Source organism: Streptomyces sp. XY431 (assembly GCF_001279805.1).
Taxonomy (GTDB): Bacteria; Actinomycetota; Actinomycetes; order Streptomycetales; family Streptomycetaceae; genus Kitasatospora; species Kitasatospora purpeofusca.
Genome location: NZ_LGDO01000346.1, coordinates 42,485 through 57,614, shown reverse-complemented (window position 1 = coordinate 57,614; position 15,130 = coordinate 42,485). Strand labels below are relative to the sequence as shown.

At 67.2% G+C, this 15,130-nt stretch carries 27 protein-coding genes; all 27 read right to left on the bottom strand.

The genetic code is table 11. The annotated features are described in order from the left end of the window. Window positions 1-13: 13 nt before the first annotated feature. Window positions 14-943 carry a tRNA pseudouridine(38-40) synthase TruA gene (truA, locus tag ADK60_RS25580; protein WP_053649115.1) on the bottom strand — a complete coding sequence of 310 codons (930 nt, stop codon included), beginning with the start codon at window positions 941-943 and terminating at the stop codon, window positions 14-16. Window positions 944-1,025: 82 nt separating this feature from the next. Further along, on the bottom strand, window positions 1,026-1,505 hold the full coding sequence (rplQ, locus tag ADK60_RS25575) for a 50S ribosomal protein L17 (protein WP_045937807.1): 480 nt from the start codon (window positions 1,503-1,505) through the stop codon (window positions 1,026-1,028). 127 nt (window positions 1,506-1,632) lie between these two features. Beyond that, a complete protein-coding gene (locus ADK60_RS25570; RefSeq protein WP_030393313.1) occupies window positions 1,633-2,655 on the bottom strand; it encodes a DNA-directed RNA polymerase subunit alpha in 1,023 nt (340 codons plus the stop codon). Between the two features lie 130 nt (window positions 2,656-2,785). Then, window positions 2,786-3,193 carry a 30S ribosomal protein S11 gene (rpsK, locus tag ADK60_RS25565; RefSeq protein ID WP_014136257.1) on the bottom strand — a complete coding sequence of 136 codons (408 nt, stop codon included), beginning with the start codon at window positions 3,191-3,193 and terminating at the stop codon, window positions 2,786-2,788. A 72-nt stretch (window positions 3,194-3,265) separates the two neighbouring features. Further along, entirely contained in the window at window positions 3,266-3,646 is a 381-nt protein-coding gene (gene rpsM / locus ADK60_RS25560; protein WP_030393312.1) for a 30S ribosomal protein S13, read from the bottom strand. A gap of 172 nt (window positions 3,647-3,818) precedes the next feature. After that, on the bottom strand, window positions 3,819-3,932 hold the full coding sequence (gene rpmJ / locus ADK60_RS25555) for a 50S ribosomal protein L36 (protein ID WP_003956441.1): 114 nt from the start codon (window positions 3,930-3,932) through the stop codon (window positions 3,819-3,821). Window positions 3,933-3,965: 33 nt separating this feature from the next. Then, entirely contained in the window at window positions 3,966-4,187 is a 222-nt protein-coding gene (gene infA, locus ADK60_RS25550; protein WP_003956442.1) for a translation initiation factor IF-1, read from the bottom strand. A gap of 169 nt (window positions 4,188-4,356) precedes the next feature. Beyond that, a complete protein-coding gene (mscL, locus tag ADK60_RS25545; RefSeq protein WP_079008679.1) occupies window positions 4,357-4,800 on the bottom strand; it encodes a large conductance mechanosensitive channel protein MscL in 444 nt (147 codons plus the stop codon). Between the two features lie 114 nt (window positions 4,801-4,914). After that, complete coding sequence (gene map, locus ADK60_RS25540; protein WP_045937832.1) at window positions 4,915-5,757, bottom strand: type I methionyl aminopeptidase; 843 nt, start codon at window positions 5,755-5,757, stop codon at window positions 4,915-4,917. 131 nt (window positions 5,758-5,888) lie between these two features. After that, the gene (locus tag ADK60_RS25535; protein ID WP_045937808.1) at window positions 5,889-6,542 is read right to left on the bottom strand and encodes an adenylate kinase; all 654 of its coding nucleotides are present in this window, start codon (window positions 6,540-6,542) and stop codon (window positions 5,889-5,891) included. Next, complete coding sequence (gene secY / locus ADK60_RS25530; RefSeq protein ID WP_045937809.1) at window positions 6,542-7,852, bottom strand: preprotein translocase subunit SecY; 1,311 nt, start codon at window positions 7,850-7,852, stop codon at window positions 6,542-6,544. The genes ADK60_RS25535 and secY overlap by 1 nt, the downstream gene beginning before the upstream one ends. 331 nt (window positions 7,853-8,183) lie before the next feature. Continuing rightward, window positions 8,184-8,636 (bottom strand): 50S ribosomal protein L15, encoded by a 453-nt coding sequence (rplO, locus tag ADK60_RS25525; protein ID WP_030393307.1) that lies wholly within the window; start codon window positions 8,634-8,636, stop codon window positions 8,184-8,186. Window positions 8,637-8,638: 2 nt separating this feature from the next. After that, window positions 8,639-8,821, bottom strand: coding sequence for a 50S ribosomal protein L30 (rpmD, locus tag ADK60_RS25520; RefSeq protein WP_030251557.1), 183 nt, complete (start codon window positions 8,819-8,821; stop codon window positions 8,639-8,641). Next, window positions 8,821-9,441, bottom strand: a complete 621-nt coding sequence (rpsE, locus tag ADK60_RS25515; RefSeq protein ID WP_030393306.1) for a 30S ribosomal protein S5 — start codon at window positions 9,439-9,441, stop codon at window positions 8,821-8,823. The genes rpmD and rpsE overlap by 1 nt, the downstream gene beginning before the upstream one ends. A 48-nt stretch (window positions 9,442-9,489) precedes the next feature. Beyond that, the gene (gene rplR / locus ADK60_RS25510; RefSeq protein WP_030393305.1) at window positions 9,490-9,873 is read right to left on the bottom strand and encodes a 50S ribosomal protein L18; all 384 of its coding nucleotides are present in this window, start codon (window positions 9,871-9,873) and stop codon (window positions 9,490-9,492) included. Between the two features lie 3 nt (window positions 9,874-9,876). Beyond that, window positions 9,877-10,416 carry a 50S ribosomal protein L6 gene (rplF, locus tag ADK60_RS25505; RefSeq protein ID WP_030393304.1) on the bottom strand — a complete coding sequence of 180 codons (540 nt, stop codon included), beginning with the start codon at window positions 10,414-10,416 and terminating at the stop codon, window positions 9,877-9,879. 22 nt (window positions 10,417-10,438) lie between these two features. Continuing rightward, window positions 10,439-10,846: a 30S ribosomal protein S8 gene (gene rpsH, locus ADK60_RS25500; RefSeq protein ID WP_030055831.1), complete on the bottom strand. Its 408-nt coding sequence runs from the start codon at window positions 10,844-10,846 to the stop codon at window positions 10,439-10,441. Between the two features lie 287 nt (window positions 10,847-11,133). After that, the gene (locus ADK60_RS25495; RefSeq protein ID WP_030393303.1) at window positions 11,134-11,319 is read right to left on the bottom strand and encodes a type Z 30S ribosomal protein S14; all 186 of its coding nucleotides are present in this window, start codon (window positions 11,317-11,319) and stop codon (window positions 11,134-11,136) included. 4 nt (window positions 11,320-11,323) lie between these two features. Then, complete coding sequence (gene rplE, locus ADK60_RS25490) at window positions 11,324-11,893, bottom strand: 50S ribosomal protein L5 (RefSeq protein ID WP_030393302.1); 570 nt, start codon at window positions 11,891-11,893, stop codon at window positions 11,324-11,326. Then, complete coding sequence (gene rplX, locus ADK60_RS25485; protein ID WP_030055828.1) at window positions 11,893-12,204, bottom strand: 50S ribosomal protein L24; 312 nt, start codon at window positions 12,202-12,204, stop codon at window positions 11,893-11,895. The genes rplE and rplX overlap by 1 nt, the downstream gene beginning before the upstream one ends. Window positions 12,205-12,219: 15 nt before the next feature. Beyond that, window positions 12,220-12,591: a 50S ribosomal protein L14 gene (gene rplN, locus ADK60_RS25480; RefSeq protein ID WP_030393301.1), complete on the bottom strand. Its 372-nt coding sequence runs from the start codon at window positions 12,589-12,591 to the stop codon at window positions 12,220-12,222. Window positions 12,592-12,693: 102 nt separating this feature from the next. Then, window positions 12,694-12,966, bottom strand: a complete 273-nt coding sequence (rpsQ, locus tag ADK60_RS25475) for a 30S ribosomal protein S17 (protein WP_030055826.1) — start codon at window positions 12,964-12,966, stop codon at window positions 12,694-12,696. Beyond that, window positions 12,966-13,190, bottom strand: coding sequence for a 50S ribosomal protein L29 (gene rpmC / locus ADK60_RS25470; protein ID WP_030393300.1), 225 nt, complete (start codon window positions 13,188-13,190; stop codon window positions 12,966-12,968). Before rpmC ends, rpsQ begins: the two co-directional genes overlap by 1 nt. Continuing rightward, window positions 13,190-13,609 (bottom strand): 50S ribosomal protein L16, encoded by a 420-nt coding sequence (rplP, locus tag ADK60_RS25465; RefSeq protein ID WP_030393299.1) that lies wholly within the window; start codon window positions 13,607-13,609, stop codon window positions 13,190-13,192. The genes rpmC and rplP overlap by 1 nt, the downstream gene beginning before the upstream one ends. A 5-nt stretch (window positions 13,610-13,614) precedes the next feature. Further along, a complete protein-coding gene (gene rpsC, locus ADK60_RS25460; RefSeq protein ID WP_030393298.1) occupies window positions 13,615-14,439 on the bottom strand; it encodes a 30S ribosomal protein S3 in 825 nt (274 codons plus the stop codon). Continuing rightward, window positions 14,439-14,786, bottom strand: coding sequence for a 50S ribosomal protein L22 (rplV, locus tag ADK60_RS25455; RefSeq protein ID WP_030055822.1), 348 nt, complete (start codon window positions 14,784-14,786; stop codon window positions 14,439-14,441). The genes rpsC and rplV overlap by 1 nt, the downstream gene beginning before the upstream one ends. 57 nt (window positions 14,787-14,843) lie before the next feature. Continuing rightward, the gene (gene rpsS, locus ADK60_RS25450; protein WP_030055821.1) at window positions 14,844-15,125 is read right to left on the bottom strand and encodes a 30S ribosomal protein S19; all 282 of its coding nucleotides are present in this window, start codon (window positions 15,123-15,125) and stop codon (window positions 14,844-14,846) included. Window positions 15,126-15,130: the final 5 nt, after the last annotated feature.

The window sequence follows — 15,130 nt, the reverse complement described above, 5'->3', positions numbered from 1 at the left end:
GGACCCAAATGGATTAGGTGGCGTCGGGGCCTGACGGGGCGGTGGGGGTGCCGGGGAGGGTGCGCATCCGGCGGGCGGCGCGGTTGCGCTCGGCGAGCTGCTCGTCGGCCGGGTAGCCGACCTCCTCCAGGGTCAGTCCGTACGGCCGGATCACGTTGACGGCGGAGTTGCGCACACCGCCGGCCAGCACCTCGCCGGGGAACTCCACCGGCCGGTGGCCGTCGCCGACCAGCAGCATGGCGCCGACCAGGGCGCGCACCATGTTGTGGCAGAAGGCGTCGGCCCGCACGGTGGCGACCGCGAGCGAGCCCTCCTGGGACGCGTAGCCGTCCACCGGGACCCGGTCCCAGCGCAGCTCCAGCAGGGTGCGGATGGTGGTCGCGCCCTCGCGCTTCTTGCAGTACGCCGCGAAGTCGTGCTCGCCCAGCAGCAGCCGGGCGGCGGCGTTCATCCGGTCCAGGTCGAGCGGGCGGTCGTGCCAGAGCACATGGCCGCGCAGCAGCGGGTCGACCCCGCCGGGGTGGTCGGCGACCCGGTAGGCGTAGCGGCGCCAGATCGCCGAGAAGCGGGCGTCGAAGCCGGCCGGGGCCTCGCCCACCCGGTAGATCCGGACGTCACCGGGCAGCCGCCCGGCCAGCCGGCGCATCAGCTTCTCCCGGTGCGCCTCCCACAGCTCGGCCGGCAGGTCGACGTGGGCGACCTGGCCCCGGGCGTGCACACCGGCGTCGGTGCGGCCGGCCACGGTGAGCGGGTGGAGCTCCTGGCTGCGGGTGACGATCTGCAGCGCGGTCTCGATCTCCTCCTGGACCGTCCGCCGGCCGCCCTTCTGCCGGGCCCAGCCGGAGAACTCGGCGCCGTGGTAGGCGAGGTCCAGCCGGACCCGGACGTACCCGTCGGCCGGCCCGTCCTTCACCGGCGGCCGCTCGGCGCAATCGTTGACCACTGCTCTCCACTCCCTGGACAAAGAGGAACGGGCCCGCTTCCCCACGGATGGGGAAGCGGGCCCGCAACACACCTGGTGGGTGTCAGGCCTGCTCGGCGGCCTCGGCCTCGTCGGCCTTGGGGGCCTCGACCTTGGCCTCGTCGGCCTCCTTGACGGCGCGCTTGGTGGCGGCCTCGGCCTCGCCGACGGCGTTCTGCGCGACGGTCAGCGCCTCGACCAGCTCGATCACGGCCATCGGGGCGTTGTCGCCACGACGGGGACCGATCTTGGTGATACGGGTGTAGCCACCCGGGCGGTTCTCGTAGCGCGGCGCGATCTCGGTGAAGAGGGTGTGCAGCACCGAGATGTCGGTGATGGTCTTGCGCACCAGGCGACGGTTGTGGATGTCGCCCTTCTTCGCCTTGGTGATCAGCTTCTCCGCCAGCGGGCGCATCCGACGGGCCTTGGCCTCGGTCGTGGTGATGCGGCCGTACTGGAACAGCTCACGGCACAGACCGGCGAGCAGCAGCGGCTCGTGGTGCGGGCCGCCGCCGAGGCGGGCACCCTTGGTGGGACGCGGCATGGAATTACTCCTCGAATCTCCGACTGCGGCCGTACCAGGTACCGCAGCGGGCGTACGGACACTGTGCCCGCACGACTTTCACGACGACGGGGGCGGTTCCGGGGAACCGCCCCCGCGGTCAAGTCTCTCAGTACTGCTCGGTCTCCGCGTAACCCGCGTCGTCCAGGTCGTCGGCGCCGAAGGCGTCGGCGGCGGCGGTCGGGTCGAACCCGGGCGGGCTGTCCTTGAGCGCCAGGCCCATGCCGGCCAGCTTCGCCTTGACCTCGTCGATCGACTTCGCACCGAAGTTGCGGATGTCGAGCAGGTCGGCCTCGGAGCGGGCGACGAGCTCACCCACGGTGTGGATGCCCTCGCGCTTGAGGCAGTTGTACGACCGAACGGTGAGCTCCAGCTCCTCGATCGGCAGCGCCAGGTCGGCGGCCAGGGCGGCGTCCGTCGGGGACGGGCCCATGTCGATGCCCTCGGCGTCGATGTTCAGCTCGCGGGCGAGACCGAACAGCTCCACCAGGGTCTTGCCGGCCGAGGCCATGGCGTCGCGCGGACGCATAGCGGGCTTGGTCTCGACGTCGACGATCAGCTTGTCGAAGTCGGTCCGCTGCTCGACACGGGTCGCCTCGACCTTGTAGGTGACCTTCAGCACGGGGCTGTAGATCGAGTCGACCGGGATGCGGCCGATCTCCTGGCCGGAGGCCTTGTTCTGGACGGCCGAGACGTAGCCGCGACCGCGCTCGACGGTCAGCTCCATCTCCAGCTTGCCCTTGCCGTTCAGGGTGGCGAGGATCAGCTCGGGGTTGTGCACCTCGACACCGGCCGGCGGGGCGATGTCGGCGGCGGTGACGACACCCGGGCCCTGCTTGCGCAGGTACATCACGACCGGCTCGTCGTGCTCCGAGGAGACGACCAGCTGCTTGATGTTGAGGATGAGGTCGGTGACGTCCTCCTTGACGCCCGGCACGGTGGTGAACTCGTGCAGGACACCGTCGACGCGGATGCTGGTGACAGCGGCACCCGGGATCGAGGAGAGGAGCGTGCGGCGCAGGGAGTTGCCGAGGGTGTAGCCGAAGCCCGGCTCGAGCGGCTCGATCACGAACCGCGAGCGGAACTCGTCGACGACCTCTTCGGTCAGCGAGGGGCGCTGAGCGATCAGCATGGTGTCAGATCCTCCATTGATCTTCGGCACCCACTATTTGATGCCGAACAGAACCAGCGTACGGGGTCCCGTCGGAAACGGGACCCCGTACGAGGTTTGAAACAGGTACTGCGAGCCCGAAGGCGCTGCGTCAGACGCGGCGGCGCTTCGGCGGGCGGCAGCCGTTGTGCGGGGTGGGGGTGACGTCCTGGATCGAGCCGACCTCCAGGCCGGTGGCCTGGAGCGAACGGATCGCGGTCTCGCGGCCGGAGCCCGGACCCTTCACGAAGACGTCAACCTTGCGCATGCCGTGCTCCTGCGCGCGACGGGCAGCGGCCTCGGCGGCCATCTGCGCGGCGAACGGGGTGGACTTGCGCGAGCCCTTGAAGCCGACGTGGCCGGCGGAGGCCCAGGAGATCACGTTGCCCGACGGGTCGGTGATCGAAACGATGGTGTTGTTGAACGTGCTCTTGATGTGCGCGTGGCCGTGAGCGACGTTCTTCTTTTCCTTGCGGCGGATCTTCTTCGCGCCGGCAGCCTGACGACCCTTGGGGGGCATAAGTCTGTTCTCCTACTGAGGTGGTCGGTCCGCTGACCCGCGGGCCGGAGGGATGTCCGGTTACGGGACGGACTACTTCTTGCCCGGCTTCTTCTTACCGGCGATCGCGCGACGCGGGCCCTTGCGGGTACGCGCGTTGGTGTGGGTGCGCTGACCGCGGACCGGCAGGCCGCGGCGGTGACGCAGACCCTCGTAGCAGCCGATCTCGACCTTGCGGCGGATGTCGGCGGCCACCTCGCGGCGGAGGTCACCCTCGACCGTGAAGTTGGCGTCGATGTACTGGCTCAGCTTGACCAGGTCGTCCTCGGCGATGTCGCGAACGCGGACATCGGGGCTGACACCGGTCTCGGCGAGGGTCTGCTGGGCGCGGGTACGGCCGATGCCGTACACGTACGTAAGGGCGATCTCGATCCGCTTCTCACGGGGGAGATCAACGCCGGCGAGGCGTGCCATTCAAGGCTCCTGTGTTTCTTCAGAGGTCTGGCGAGCCACCTACTCCGACACCTCACGGTGAGGGAGCCCCGGCCTCTGACCGGGGGCGGCAGTCCGTCCTGGACGGATCGGGTGGCCCGCTTATGACGTTTTTCGCGTCGCGCGAAGTACTACGAGAAATGCGGGAAAGAGATCAGCCCTGGCGCTGCTTGTGGCGCAGGTTGTCGCAGATCACCATGACCCGGCCGTGACGGCGGATCACCTTGCACTTGTCGCAGATCTTCTTGACGCTCGGCTTGACCTTCATGCTTCAGGTTCTCCGGGTCTAGATCTGGCGTTCTTACTTGTAGCGGTAGACGATCCGGCCACGCGTCAGGTCGTAGGGGCTGAGCTCCACCACGACCCGGTCGTCCGGCAGGATGCGGATGTAGTGCATGCGCATCTTGCCACTGATGTGCGCGAGGACCTTGTGACCGTTCTGCAGCTCGACCTTGAACATCGCGTTCGGAAGAGACTCGATCACGGTGCCCTCGATCTCAATGGCGCCTTGCTTCTTAGCCATGAACTGCGAGATCCACCTTCCGGGACCGGCTACCGTATGCGGCACGCTCGTGCGAACCTGGGTCCACCCCGACCCCGACGAGGGGGAAGAGGGCGTGCTGGAGCACGCTACGAGTGAGCCGACGGTCCATCCTACGCCAGCACGAGGGATGCACCAAAACGGGGCCCGGTCAGCGGCCGGTCGCGGCGACCGGAACGACCGGGACGGCCAGCGGCTCGACGTGGGCGGTGCAGGCGGAGCAGCGGCGGGCGGCCTCGGGGATCTCGGTCAGGCACTCCGGGCAGGGGCGCTTCGGGGTCTTCGGCTTCTTCGGCATGTACCGGGCGGTCGCCTTGGTCACCGGCAGGACCACGCAGAAGTAGAGCACCGCGGCGGTCATGAAGAACGCGATCAGCACATTGAGGAACTGCCCGTACGGGAAGGTCACCCCGGCGATGGTGGCCTTGTACGAGCCGAAGTCGCCGGCGGCGCCGACCACCACACCCACCAGCGGGGTGAGGAACGCGGACACGAAGCCGGTCACCACCCCGGTGAACGCGGCACCGATGACCACACCGACCGCCATGTCGACGACGTTGCCGCGCATCATGAAGTCGCGGAATCCCTTGAACACTGCACTCTCCTCGCTCGAACCCACTGCCAGCGCATAAAAATAGGACAAAAGCCCTGGAGGTCCAAACCTCCAGGGCTCCGCATCCTTCGCCGGGCCGGTGGCCGGCCCGGTCGGCTACGCGCCGAGCGGGTCCGGAGCGGCCGTGACACCCAGCCTGGCCAGCATCTCCTTGCCGCCGTCGAAGGCGGTGAGCACCAGCGGGCCCTCCTCGGTGACCGCCACCGAGTGCTCCCAGTGCGAGGCCCAGGTGCCGTCGTTGGTGACCACGGTCCAGTCGTCCTCCAGCACCGAGGTGTGCGGGGTGCCCAGCGAGACCATCGGCTCGATCGCCAGCACGGTGCCGGGGACCAGCTTCATGCCCTTGCCCCGGCCGCGCTCGACGTAGTTCAGCACGTGCGGCTCCATGTGCATCGCGGTGCCGATGCCGTGGCCGCCGTAGCCCTCGGTGATGCCCCACTTGCCCTTGGGGGGCAGCGGCTGGCGGCGGATGAAGCCCTCGATCGCCTTGGAGACGTCGACCAGGCGGTTGCCCTTGCGCATCTGGGCGATGCCCGCCCACATCGAGCCCTCGGTGACCCGGCTCAGCATCTCCACCTCCGGGCTCACCTCGCCGACCGCGACCGAGATCGCCGCGTCACCGTGCCAGCCGTCCAGGATCGCGCCGCAGTCGATCGAGATGAGGTCGCCCTCCTGGAGCACCCGGTCGCCGGGGATGCCGTGCACGACCTCGTTGTTCACCGAGGCGCAGATGACGCCCGGGAACCACAGGCCGCCGTGGTCCGCCCGGAAGTTCGAGGTCGCACCGTGGTCGGTGATGACCTTGTCCGCGATGTCGTTGAGCTCCTGGGTGGTGATTCCCGGGGCGACCGCCTCGCGGCACGCCTTGAGCGCCTCGGCGACGACCAGCCCGGCCGCTCGCATCTTCGCGATCTGGTCGGGGGTCTTGATCTCCACCATCTGGGTCACGCCTTCCTTGGGTTCCCGCGCGGTCCTTGCCGGCGGCCGTGCACTCGTTCCACCGTACGACGCCGTACGGCCGCGCTGCCCATGGGCGGGCAGCGCGGCCGTACGTACGTCGCTGAAAAAACTCAGCTGTTCTGCTTCAGCGCCTCGATCGCGCGGGCGGTGACCTCGTCCACCTTGCCGAGCGCGGGGATCGTGGCGATCAGACCCTGCTGGCGGTAGTAGTCGATGATCGGCTCGGTCTCCGTGTGGTAGACCTCCAGCCGGGTCCGCACCGCTTCCTCGGTGTCGTCCGAACGCTGGTACAGCTCGCCGCCGCACTCGTCGCAGACGCCCTCGGTCTTCGGCGGGTTGTAGACCGCGTGGAAGACGTGGCCGCCGTCGTTGCGGCACAGCCGGCGGCCGGCGATCCGGCGGACGACCTCGTCCTCGGGGACCTCCAGGTCCAGCACGCCGTCCAGCGCGATGCCCTGCTCGGCGAGGAAGACGTCCAGCGCCTCCGCCTGGCCCAGGTTGCGCGGGAAACCGTCCAGCAGGAAGCCGTTGGCGGCATCCTCCTGGAGCATGCGGTCCTTGGCCATCCCGATGGTGACCTCGTCGGGCACCAGGCGGCCCGCGTCCATGTAGCTCTTGGCCTCGACACCCAGCGGGGTGCCCTGGCCGATGTTCGCGCGGAACAGGTCGCCGGTCGAGATGTGGGGAATGGACAGGGTCTTGGCGAGCAGGTGCGCCTGAGTACCCTTCCCGGCCCCGGGGGGTCCGACGAGGACGATACGCATCAGCGGAGGAACCCTTCGTAATTGCGCTGCTGGAGCTGGCTCTCGATCTGCTTCACAGTTTCGAGTCCGACGCCGACGACGATGAGCACGCTGGTGCCGCCGAACGGGAAGTTGGTCTGCTGTCCGAAGGCGACCAGGGCGATCATCGGGATCAACGCGATCAGGCCCAGGTAGAGCGAACCCGGCCACGTGATGCGGGTGAGCACGTAGTTCAGGTACTCGGCCGTCGGGCGGCCGGCCCGGATACCCGGGATGAACCCACCATACTTCTTCATGTTGTCGGCAACTTCTTCGGGGTTGAAGGAGATGGCGACGTAGAAGAAGGCGAAGAAGACGATCAGCAGGAAGTACGTGGCCATGTAGACCGGGTGGTCGCCGCGGACGAAGTGCTTGGTGACCCAGACCGCCCAGCTCGACTGGCTGTTGGTCAGCTGGACCACCAGGGCGGGGATGTACAGCAGCGACGAGGCGAAGATGACCGGGATGACACCGGCCTGGTTCACCTTGAGCGGGATGTAGGTCGACGTTCCGCCGAAGGCCCGACGGCCGATCATCCGCTTCGCGTACTGGACCGGGATCCGGCGCTGCGCCTGCTCGACGAAGATGACGAGCATCACAACGATGACGCCGATCGCGATGACCGAGAGGAACTCGACCCAGCCGCCGCCGATGGTGCCGGACTGCTTGATCGCCCACATCGAGGTGGGGAACTGCGCGGCGATCGAGGTGAAGATCAGCAGCGACATGCCGTTGCCGATGCCCCGGTCGGTGATGAGCTCACCGAGCCACATGATCACCGTGGTGCCGGCGGTCATGGTCAGGACCATCACGGCGATCCGGAAGACCCCGGTGTCCGGGACGATCTGGTTGGCGTAGACGCACCCGGAGAAGAGGGCGCCGCTGGACGCGGTCGCCACGATCCCGGTGCCCTGGAGCACCGCCAGCGCGATGGTGAGGTAGCGGGTGTACTGGGTGATCTTCGCCTGGCCGGCCTGCCCCTCCTTCTTCAGCGCCTCGAGTCGTGGGATCACGACGGTGAGGAGCTGGAGGATGATGCTCGCCGTGATGTACGGCATGATGCCGAGGGCGAAGATCGTCAACTGGAGCAGAGCGCCGCCGGAGAACAGGTTCACCAGGCCGAAGAGCCCGTTGTTCTTGGTCTCCTTGATGCAGGCGTGAACCGCCTCGAAGTCGACCCCGGGTACGGGAACGTGCGAGCCCAGCCGGAACAGCACCATGATGCCCAGCGTGAACAGCAGCTTCTTGCGCAGGTCGGGCGTCTGGAACGCCCGCGCGAACGCACTGAGCACGGTGCCTCCTGCGCCTCCCGCACGTCGTCGGCGGGAGGGTCGGTCCTGGAATGGGGAGTTTGCGGTTCGGGCCCCGTACAGACGGCACAGGCGAGCCTGCGCGCAGCCTACAAGGGAACTCCACGGACTCTAACAGTGCGCGGCCACTCGAAAGAAGCGCGTACGGCCTCTCCCCCACTCATGGGGTACGGGATGCCCGGTTTTGCCACACAAAAGAACGACAGCCCGTTCACCGCGATCCGGACCGCGCCCGGGGCGGGGAAAGTCCGGAAAAGGCGTGAGCCCCGCGCCTCCCGGAACGGGAAGCGCGGGGCTCACGAAGTCAGCGGGCTCAGACGAGCTCGGTGACGGTGCCGCCGGCGGCGACGATCTTCTCGGTGGCGGAGCCGGAGACGGCGTCGACCGTCACCTGCAGGGCAACCGAGATCTCGCCGGTGCCGAGCACCTTGACGAGGGAGTTCTTGCGAACCGCGCCCTTGGCGACCAGGTCCTCGACCGTGACCGAACCACCCTGCGGGTAGAGCTCGGCCAGCTTGTCGAGGTTGACGACCTGGAACGTGATCTTGAACGGGTTCTTGAAGCCCTTCAGCTTCGGCAGGCGCATGTGGAGCGGCATCTGGCCACCCTCGAAGCGCTGCGGAACCTGGTAGCGGGCCTTGGTGCCCTTGGTACCACGACCAGCGGTCTTACCCTTGGACGCCTCGCCACGACCCACACGGATCTTGTCGGTCTTGGCACCCGGGGCGGGACGCAGGTTGTGGATCTTGATCGGGTTCTCGCCCATGATCAGTCCACCTCCTCAACCGTCACGAGGTGACGAACGGTCTGGGCCATCCCACGGATCTCGGGACGGTCCTCCTTCACCACGACGTCGTGCATGCGCTTGAGACCGAGCGAACGCAGGGTGTCACGGTGATTCTGCTTGCTGCCGATGTACGACTTGGTCTGCGTGATCTTGAGGCGAGCCATCAGGCGCTCACCCCAGCAGCACGCGCCCGCAGCAGAGCGGCGGGGGCCACGTCCTCCAGCGGCAGACCACGACGGGCGGCGATCTCCTCGGGGCGCACGAGGCCCTTCAGAGCGGCCACGGTGGCGTGCACGATGTTGATCGCGTTGTCCGAGCCGAGCGACTTCGACAGGATGTCGTGGATGCCGGCGCACTCCAGGACGGCGCGCACCGGACCACCGGCGATAACACCGGTACCCGGGGCGGCGGGCTTCAGGAGCACGACGCCGGCGGCCTTCTCACCCTGGATCGGGTGGGGGATGGTGCCCTGGATACGGGGGACCTTGAAGAAGTTCTTCTTGGCCTCCTCAACACCCTTGGCGATGGCGGCCGGAACCTCCTTCGCCTTCCCGTAACCGACACCCACGGTGCCATCGCCATCGCCCACCACGACCAGCGCGGTGAAGGAGAAACGACGACCACCCTTGACAACCTTGGCGACACGGTTGATCGCGACGACGCGCTCGACGTAAGCGGTCTTCTCGACGGCGGGGGCGTTGCCCCGGTCGTCACGCTTACGGTCGCGCCGCTCGCCACCGGTGCCGCCGCCGGCGCCGCTACCGCGGCGCTGGGGTCCAGCCATTGGAATTACCTCTCTCGATTACGTCCGCCGACAGAGTCGACGAGCGGCTTAGAAGTCGAGCCCGGCCTCGCGGGCCGCGTCCGCCAGGGCGGCGATGCGGCCGGCGTACCGGTTGCCCGCGCGGTCGAAGACGACCGACTCGATGCCGGCAGCCTTGGCGCGCTCGGCGACCAGGCTCCCGACCTTCTTGGCCAGCTCGGTCTTGTCGCCCTCGGCGCCCTTGATGGACACGTCGAGGGTGGACGCCGACGCCAGGGTGTGACCCTTGGCGTCGTCGATGACCTGGGCGACCATGTGACGGTTCGAGCGCGTCACGACGAGGCGCGGACGCACCTCGTTGCCGACGACGCGCTTGCGAACGCGGATCGCGCGGCGCTTGCGAGCGGCGCTCTTGTAGGCGTTGCCCTTGCCGATCTTGACAGAGACACTCATCGCTTACTTACCACTCTTTCCGACCTTGCGGCGGATAACCTCGCCCGCGTACTTGACACCCTTGGCCTTGTACGGGTCGGGCTTGCGCAGCTTGCGGATCTTCGCGGCGACCTCGCCGACCTTCTGCTTGTCGATGCCGTCCACGTGGAACTTGGTGGCCGACTCGACGACGAAGGAGATGCCCTCGGGGGCCTCGACGAGGATCGGGTGGCTGTAGCCCAGCTGGAACTCCATGTCGGAGCCCTTCGCCAGGACTCGGTAGCCGACACCGCTGATCTCCAGCGACTTGCGGTAGCCCGCGGTCACACCGGTGATCATGTTCGCCACCAGCGTGCGGGTCAGGCCGTGCAGGGCCTTCGACTGACGCTCGTCGTTGGGGCGGGTGACAGCCAGAATGCCGTCCTCGCCCTTGCCGATCTCGATCGGCGCGGCGACGACGTGGGTGAGGGAGCCCTTCGGACCCTTCACCGAGACCGTCTGGCCATCGATGGTGACGTCCACGCCAGCGGGGACCTGGATGGGCAGCCGTCCAATGCGCGACATTGCTGTACCTCCGTTTCCCGAATTACCAGACGTAGGCGAGAACTTCTCCGCCTACGCCCTTCTTGGCGGCCTGCTTGTCGGTCAGGAGGCCGGAGGACGTGGAGATGATCGCCACGCCCAGGCCGCCGAGAACCTTCGGCAGGTTGGTGGACTTTGCGTAAACGCGCAGACCCGGCTTGCTGATGCGCTTGATGCCGGCAATGGAGCGCTCACGGTTGGGGCCGAACTTGAGCTCGATGGTCAGCTTCTTGCCGACCTCGCCCTCAACCGGCTCCTCAACCTTGTAGGAGGAGATGTACCCCTCCTGCTGCAGGATCTCGGCGACGTGCGCCTTGATCTTGCTGGCCGGCATCGCCACGGAGTCGTGGTACGCCGAGTTCGCGTTACGCAGACGCGTGAGCATGTCTGCGATGGGGTCGGTCATGGTCATGATGGCCTCAGGCCTCTCTCGCCGCGGTTTCTCCGCGCCAGGTCCCCCTGCCGGACTCTTCCGAGTTCGTCAGGGGCACAAGCGCAGGGGACCTGCGACGTCGTAAGACTGGGTGCGAGCCCTCTCGCAAGAGGGCCACGGGCATCCATGGGGAAGCCGTGGCAGGGGGCCCGACCCCACTACCTTACGGGACTCCGTACGGCAGGCCCAAAACAGGCCGGTGTGGGATCGGGCACCTCTGCTTCGCTGGGTGCCCAGGGCACCTGGCTGACCTCTGCGGGAGAGGACTACCAGGAGCTCTTGGTCACGCCCGGCAGCTCGCCGCGGTGCGCCATCTCACGGAGGCAGACACGGCAGAGGCCGAACTTGCGGTACACCGAGTGCGGACGACCGCAGCGCTGGCACCGGGTGTAGGCCCGGACGCCGAACTTCGGCTTCCGCTCGGCCTTCGCGATGAGGGACTTCTTCGCCATTGGCTCACGCCTCCTTGAACGGGAAGCCCAGAGCACGCAGGAGCGCCCGGCCCTCGTCGTCGGTCTGAGCGGTGGTCACGACGGTGATGTCCATACCGCGCTGACGGTCGACCTTGTCCTGGTCGATCTCGTGGAACATAACCTGCTCGGTCAGACCGAAGGTGTAGTTGCCACGGCCGTCGAACTGCTTCGGCGAGAGGCCGCGGAAGTCACGGATTCGCGGCAGGGCCAGCGAAACCAGACGGTCCAGGAACTCCCACATGCGGTCACCACGGAGGGTGACGTGGGTGCCGATCGGCTGGCCCTCACGCAGCTTGAACTGCGCGATGGACTTGCGAGCCTTGGTCACAGCCGGCTTCTGGCCGGTGATCGCGGTGAGGTCGCGGATCGCGCCCTCGATCAGCTTGCTGTCACGGGCGGCCTCGCCGACACCCATGTTGACGACGACCTTGACCAGGCCGGGCGTCAGCATGACGTTCTCGTACGAGAACTGCTCCTGCAGCTGACCCTTGATCTCGGAGTTGTAACGCTCCTTGAGACGGGGGGTCACCTTCTCAACAGTCGTCTCAGACATCAGATGTCCTCACCGGTTCGCTTGGCAACGCGGATCTTGTTGCCCTCGTCGTCGAAGCGGTAGCCAACGCGGGTGACGACCTTCTTGCCGTCCTTCTCCACGACCAGCTGGACGTTGGAGACGTGCACCGGGGCCTCGACGGTGACGATGCCACCCTGAGTGCCCGGGCCCGGCTTGGTGTGCTTCTTGACCCGGTTGACACCCTCGACCAGGACCTTGTTCTCGGCGGGCATGGCCTGAATGACCTTGCCCTGCTTGCCGCGGTCCTTGCCGGTGATGACCTGGACCAGGTCACCCTTCTTGATCTTCATGCTGTTCGCCATGAGTTAGAGCACCTCCGGCGCAAGCGAGATGATCTTCATGAACTTCTTGTCACGCAGCTCGCGGCCCACCGGGCCGAAGATGCGGGTACCGCGGGGGTCGCCATCGGTGTTCTTGAGGACGACAGCGGCGTTCTCGTCGAACCGGATGTACGAACCGTCGGGACGACGGCGCGACTTCACGGTGCGGACGACGACGCACTTGACGACGTCACCCTTCTTGACCGAACCGCCGGGGATCGCGTCCTTGACGGTCGCGACGATGACGTCCCCGATGCCGGCGTAGCGGCGACCGGAACCACCGAGAACGCGGATGCAAAGGATTTCCTTCGCGCCCGTGTTGTCGGCGACTCGCAGTCGCGACTCCTGCTGGATCACAGCTTTCTCCTGATCGTCAACGAGAGCTGACGGGCCGGCCGCTGCTCACACCAGCGCCCGCGAGGGACCTGGTGCACATACGGCCGTACCGCATCAACTTCGTTACTTGGCCTTCTCGAGGATCTCGACGACGCGCCAGCGCTTCGTCGCGGACAGCGGGCGGGTCTCCGCGAGGAGGACCCGGTCGCCGATGCCGCAGGCGTTCGCCTCGTCGTGCGCCTTCAGCTTGTTCGTACGGCGGATGACCTTGCCGTACAGAGCGTGCTTGACGCGGTCCTCGACGGCGACGACGACGGTCTTGTCCATCTTGTCGCTGACGACGAGACCCTCACGGGTCTTGCGGAAACCGCGCGTCTCGTTGGTGTTCTCAGTCATCAGGCGCTCTCCACCGTCTCGATGCCCAGCTCGCGCTCGCGCATCAGGGTGTAGATCCGCGCGATGTCCTTACGGACGAGCTTGAGCCGTCCGTGGTTGTCGAGCTGCCCGGTCGCCGCCTGGAAGCGGAGGTTGAACAGCTCCTCCTTGGCCTCACGGAGCTTGGCAACGAGACCCTCGTTGTCCAGCTCGCGAAGCTCAGCAGCCTTGGTGCCGGCCGACATCAGCTCTCACCTGCCTCGCGCCGGATGATCCGGCACTTCATCGGGAGCTTGTGAGCTGCGCGGGTCAGCGCCTCACGAGCCACCTTCTCGTTGGGGTACGACAGCTCGAACATGACCCGACCCGGGTGCACGTTCGCGATCCACCACTCGGGCGAACCCTTACCGGAACCCATGCGGGTCTCGGCCGGCTTCTTGGTGAGCGGACGGTCCGGGTAGATGTTGATCCAGACCTTGCCGCCACGCTTGATGTGACGGGTGACGGCGATACGAGCGGACTCGATCTGCCGGTTCGTCACGTAGGCCGGGGTGACGGCCTGGATGCCGTACTCGCCGAACGCGAGCTCGGTGCCACCCTTCGAAGCGCCGCGGCGCTTCGGGTGGTGCTGCTTACGGTGCTTGACCCGACGGGGGATCAGCATGACGGTCAGGCCTCCGTTCCGGTGTTCTCGGCAGCCGGAGCCTCGGCGACCGGGGCCGCGGGGGCCTCGGAAGCGGCGGGGCGACGGCCGCGGCCACCACGCTCGCCACCACGGCGCTCGCCACCGCGGGCGGGACGACCACCCTCGGGACGGGCCGGGCGGTTGCCCGAGCGGGCAGCGGCGTTCTCAGCGCGGACCTCGGCGATGTTCTTGACGTCGCCCTTGTAGATCCAGACCTTCACGCCGATGCGGCCGAAGGTGGTCTTGGCCTCGAAGAAGCCGTAGTCGACGTTCGCACGAAGGGTGTGCAGCGGCACACGACCCTCGCGGTAGAACTCCGAACGGCTCATCTCGGCGCCGCCGAGACGACCGGAGCACTGGACCTTGATGCCCTTGGCGCCGGACTTCATGGTGCCCTGCATCGACTTGCGCATGGCACGACGGAAGGAGACGCGGGAGGACAGCTGCTCCGCGACGCCCTGAGCCACGAGCTGGGCGTCCAGCTCGGGGTTCTTGACCTCGAGGATGTTCAGCTGGACCTGCTTGCCGGTCAGCTTCTCGAGGTCGCCGCGGATGCGGTCGGCCTCGGTGCCACGGCGACCGATGACGATGCCGGGGCGGGCGGTGTGGATGTCGACGCGGACGCGGTCGCGGGTGCGCTCGATCTCGACCTTGGAGATGCCGGCGCGCTCCATGCCCTTCGTCATCATGCGACGAATGGCAACGTCTTCCTTGACGTAGTCCTTGTACAGCTTGTCGGCGTACCAGCGGGACTTGAAGTCCGTGCTGATGCCGAGGCGGAACCCGTGCGGGTTAACCTTCTGGCCCATTACCGGGTCCCTTCCTTGCTGCTGACGACCACGGTGATGTGGCTGGTCCGCTTGCGGATCCGGTAGGCGCGGCCCTGGGCACGCGGACGGAACCGCTTCAGGGTCGGACCCTCGTCAACGTACGCCTCGCTGATGACGAGGTCGTCCACGTTGGAGTGGTTGTAGTTGTGCGCGGCGTTGGCAATGGCGCTGTCGAGCACCTTGCCCACCGGCACGGTGGCGGCCTGCGGAGCGAAACGCAGGACGGCCTGGGCCTCCGTGGCCGGCAGGCCACGGATGAGGTCCACCACGCGGCGGGCCTTCATGGGCGTGACGCGGATGTACCGCGCCTGGGCCCTGGCTTCCATGGTTGTCCCCTTAATGGAGTAAGTCATTGAGTCGGTCTGGCGGTGAAGCTCAGGCGACTAGCGACGCTTCGACTTGCGGTCGTCCTTGACGTGGCCGCGGAACGTGCGGGTCGGAGCGAACTCGCCCAGCTTGTGGCCGACCATCGACTCGGTGACGAACACCGGGACGTGCTTGCGACCATCGTGAACCGCGATCGTGTGGCCGAGCATGGCCGGGAAGATCACGGAGCGACGGGACCAGGTCTTGATGACGTTCTGGGTACCCGCCTCGTTCTGCGCGTCCACCTTCTTGAGAAGGTGGCCGTCGATGAAGGGGCCCTTCTTGAGACTGCGCGGCATCTGAC

Coding starts and splice junctions, on each gene's coding strand:
- ADK60_RS25535 (WP_045937808.1), bottom strand. CDS start 6,542: ATGCGTATCGTCCTCGTCGGACCCCCCGGGGCCGGGAAGGGTACTCAG.
- map (WP_045937832.1), bottom strand. CDS start 5,757: ATGGTGGAGATCAAGACCCCCGACCAGATCGCGAAGATGCGAGCGGCC.
- rpsK (WP_014136257.1), bottom strand. CDS start 3,193: ATGCCCCCCAAGGGTCGTCAGGCTGCCGGCGCGAAGAAGATCCGCCGC.
- rpsS (WP_030055821.1), bottom strand. CDS start 15,125: ATGCCGCGCAGTCTCAAGAAGGGCCCCTTCATCGACGGCCACCTTCTC.
- rplO (WP_030393307.1), bottom strand. CDS start 8,636: ATGGGCGAGAACCCGATCAAGATCCACAACCTGCGTCCCGCCCCGGGT.
- rplE (WP_030393302.1), bottom strand. CDS start 11,893: ATGTCTGAGACGACTGTTGAGAAGGTGACCCCCCGTCTCAAGGAGCGT.
- rplF (WP_030393304.1), bottom strand. CDS start 10,416: ATGTCGCGCATTGGACGGCTGCCCATCCAGGTCCCCGCTGGCGTGGAC.
- rpmD (WP_030251557.1), bottom strand. CDS start 8,821: ATGGCTCGCCTCAAGATCACGCAGACCAAGTCGTACATCGGCAGCAAG.
- rpsH (WP_030055831.1), bottom strand. CDS start 10,846: ATGACCATGACCGACCCCATCGCAGACATGCTCACGCGTCTGCGTAAC.
- rpsM (WP_030393312.1), bottom strand. CDS start 3,646: ATGGCACGCCTCGCCGGCGTTGATCTCCCCCGTGAGAAGCGGATCGAG.
- rpsQ (WP_030055826.1), bottom strand. CDS start 12,966: ATGACTGAGAACACCAACGAGACGCGCGGTTTCCGCAAGACCCGTGAG.
- rplX (WP_030055828.1), bottom strand. CDS start 12,204: ATGAAGATCAAGAAGGGTGACCTGGTCCAGGTCATCACCGGCAAGGAC.
- rplQ (WP_045937807.1), bottom strand. CDS start 1,505: ATGCCGCGTCCCACCAAGGGTGCCCGCCTCGGCGGCGGCCCGCACCAC.
- ADK60_RS25570 (WP_030393313.1), bottom strand. CDS start 2,655: ATGCTGATCGCTCAGCGCCCCTCGCTGACCGAAGAGGTCGTCGACGAG.
- rpmJ (WP_003956441.1), bottom strand. CDS start 3,932: ATGAAGGTCAAGCCGAGCGTCAAGAAGATCTGCGACAAGTGCAAGGTG.
- rpmC (WP_030393300.1), bottom strand. CDS start 13,190: ATGTCGGCCGGCACCAAGGCTGCTGAGCTTCGCGAGCTGGACAACGAG.
- infA (WP_003956442.1), bottom strand. CDS start 4,187: ATGGCTAAGAAGCAAGGCGCCATTGAGATCGAGGGCACCGTGATCGAG.
- rpsE (WP_030393306.1), bottom strand. CDS start 9,441: ATGGCTGGACCCCAGCGCCGCGGTAGCGGCGCCGGCGGCGGCACCGGT.
- rplV (WP_030055822.1), bottom strand. CDS start 14,786: ATGGAAGCCAGGGCCCAGGCGCGGTACATCCGCGTCACGCCCATGAAG.
- rplP (WP_030393299.1), bottom strand. CDS start 13,609: ATGCTGATCCCCCGTCGGGTCAAGCACCGTAAGCAGCACCACCCGAAG.
- rpsC (WP_030393298.1), bottom strand. CDS start 14,439: ATGGGCCAGAAGGTTAACCCGCACGGGTTCCGCCTCGGCATCAGCACG.
- rplR (WP_030393305.1), bottom strand. CDS start 9,873: ATGAGTGTCTCTGTCAAGATCGGCAAGGGCAACGCCTACAAGAGCGCC.
- ADK60_RS25495 (WP_030393303.1), bottom strand. CDS start 11,319: ATGGCGAAGAAGTCCCTCATCGCGAAGGCCGAGCGGAAGCCGAAGTTC.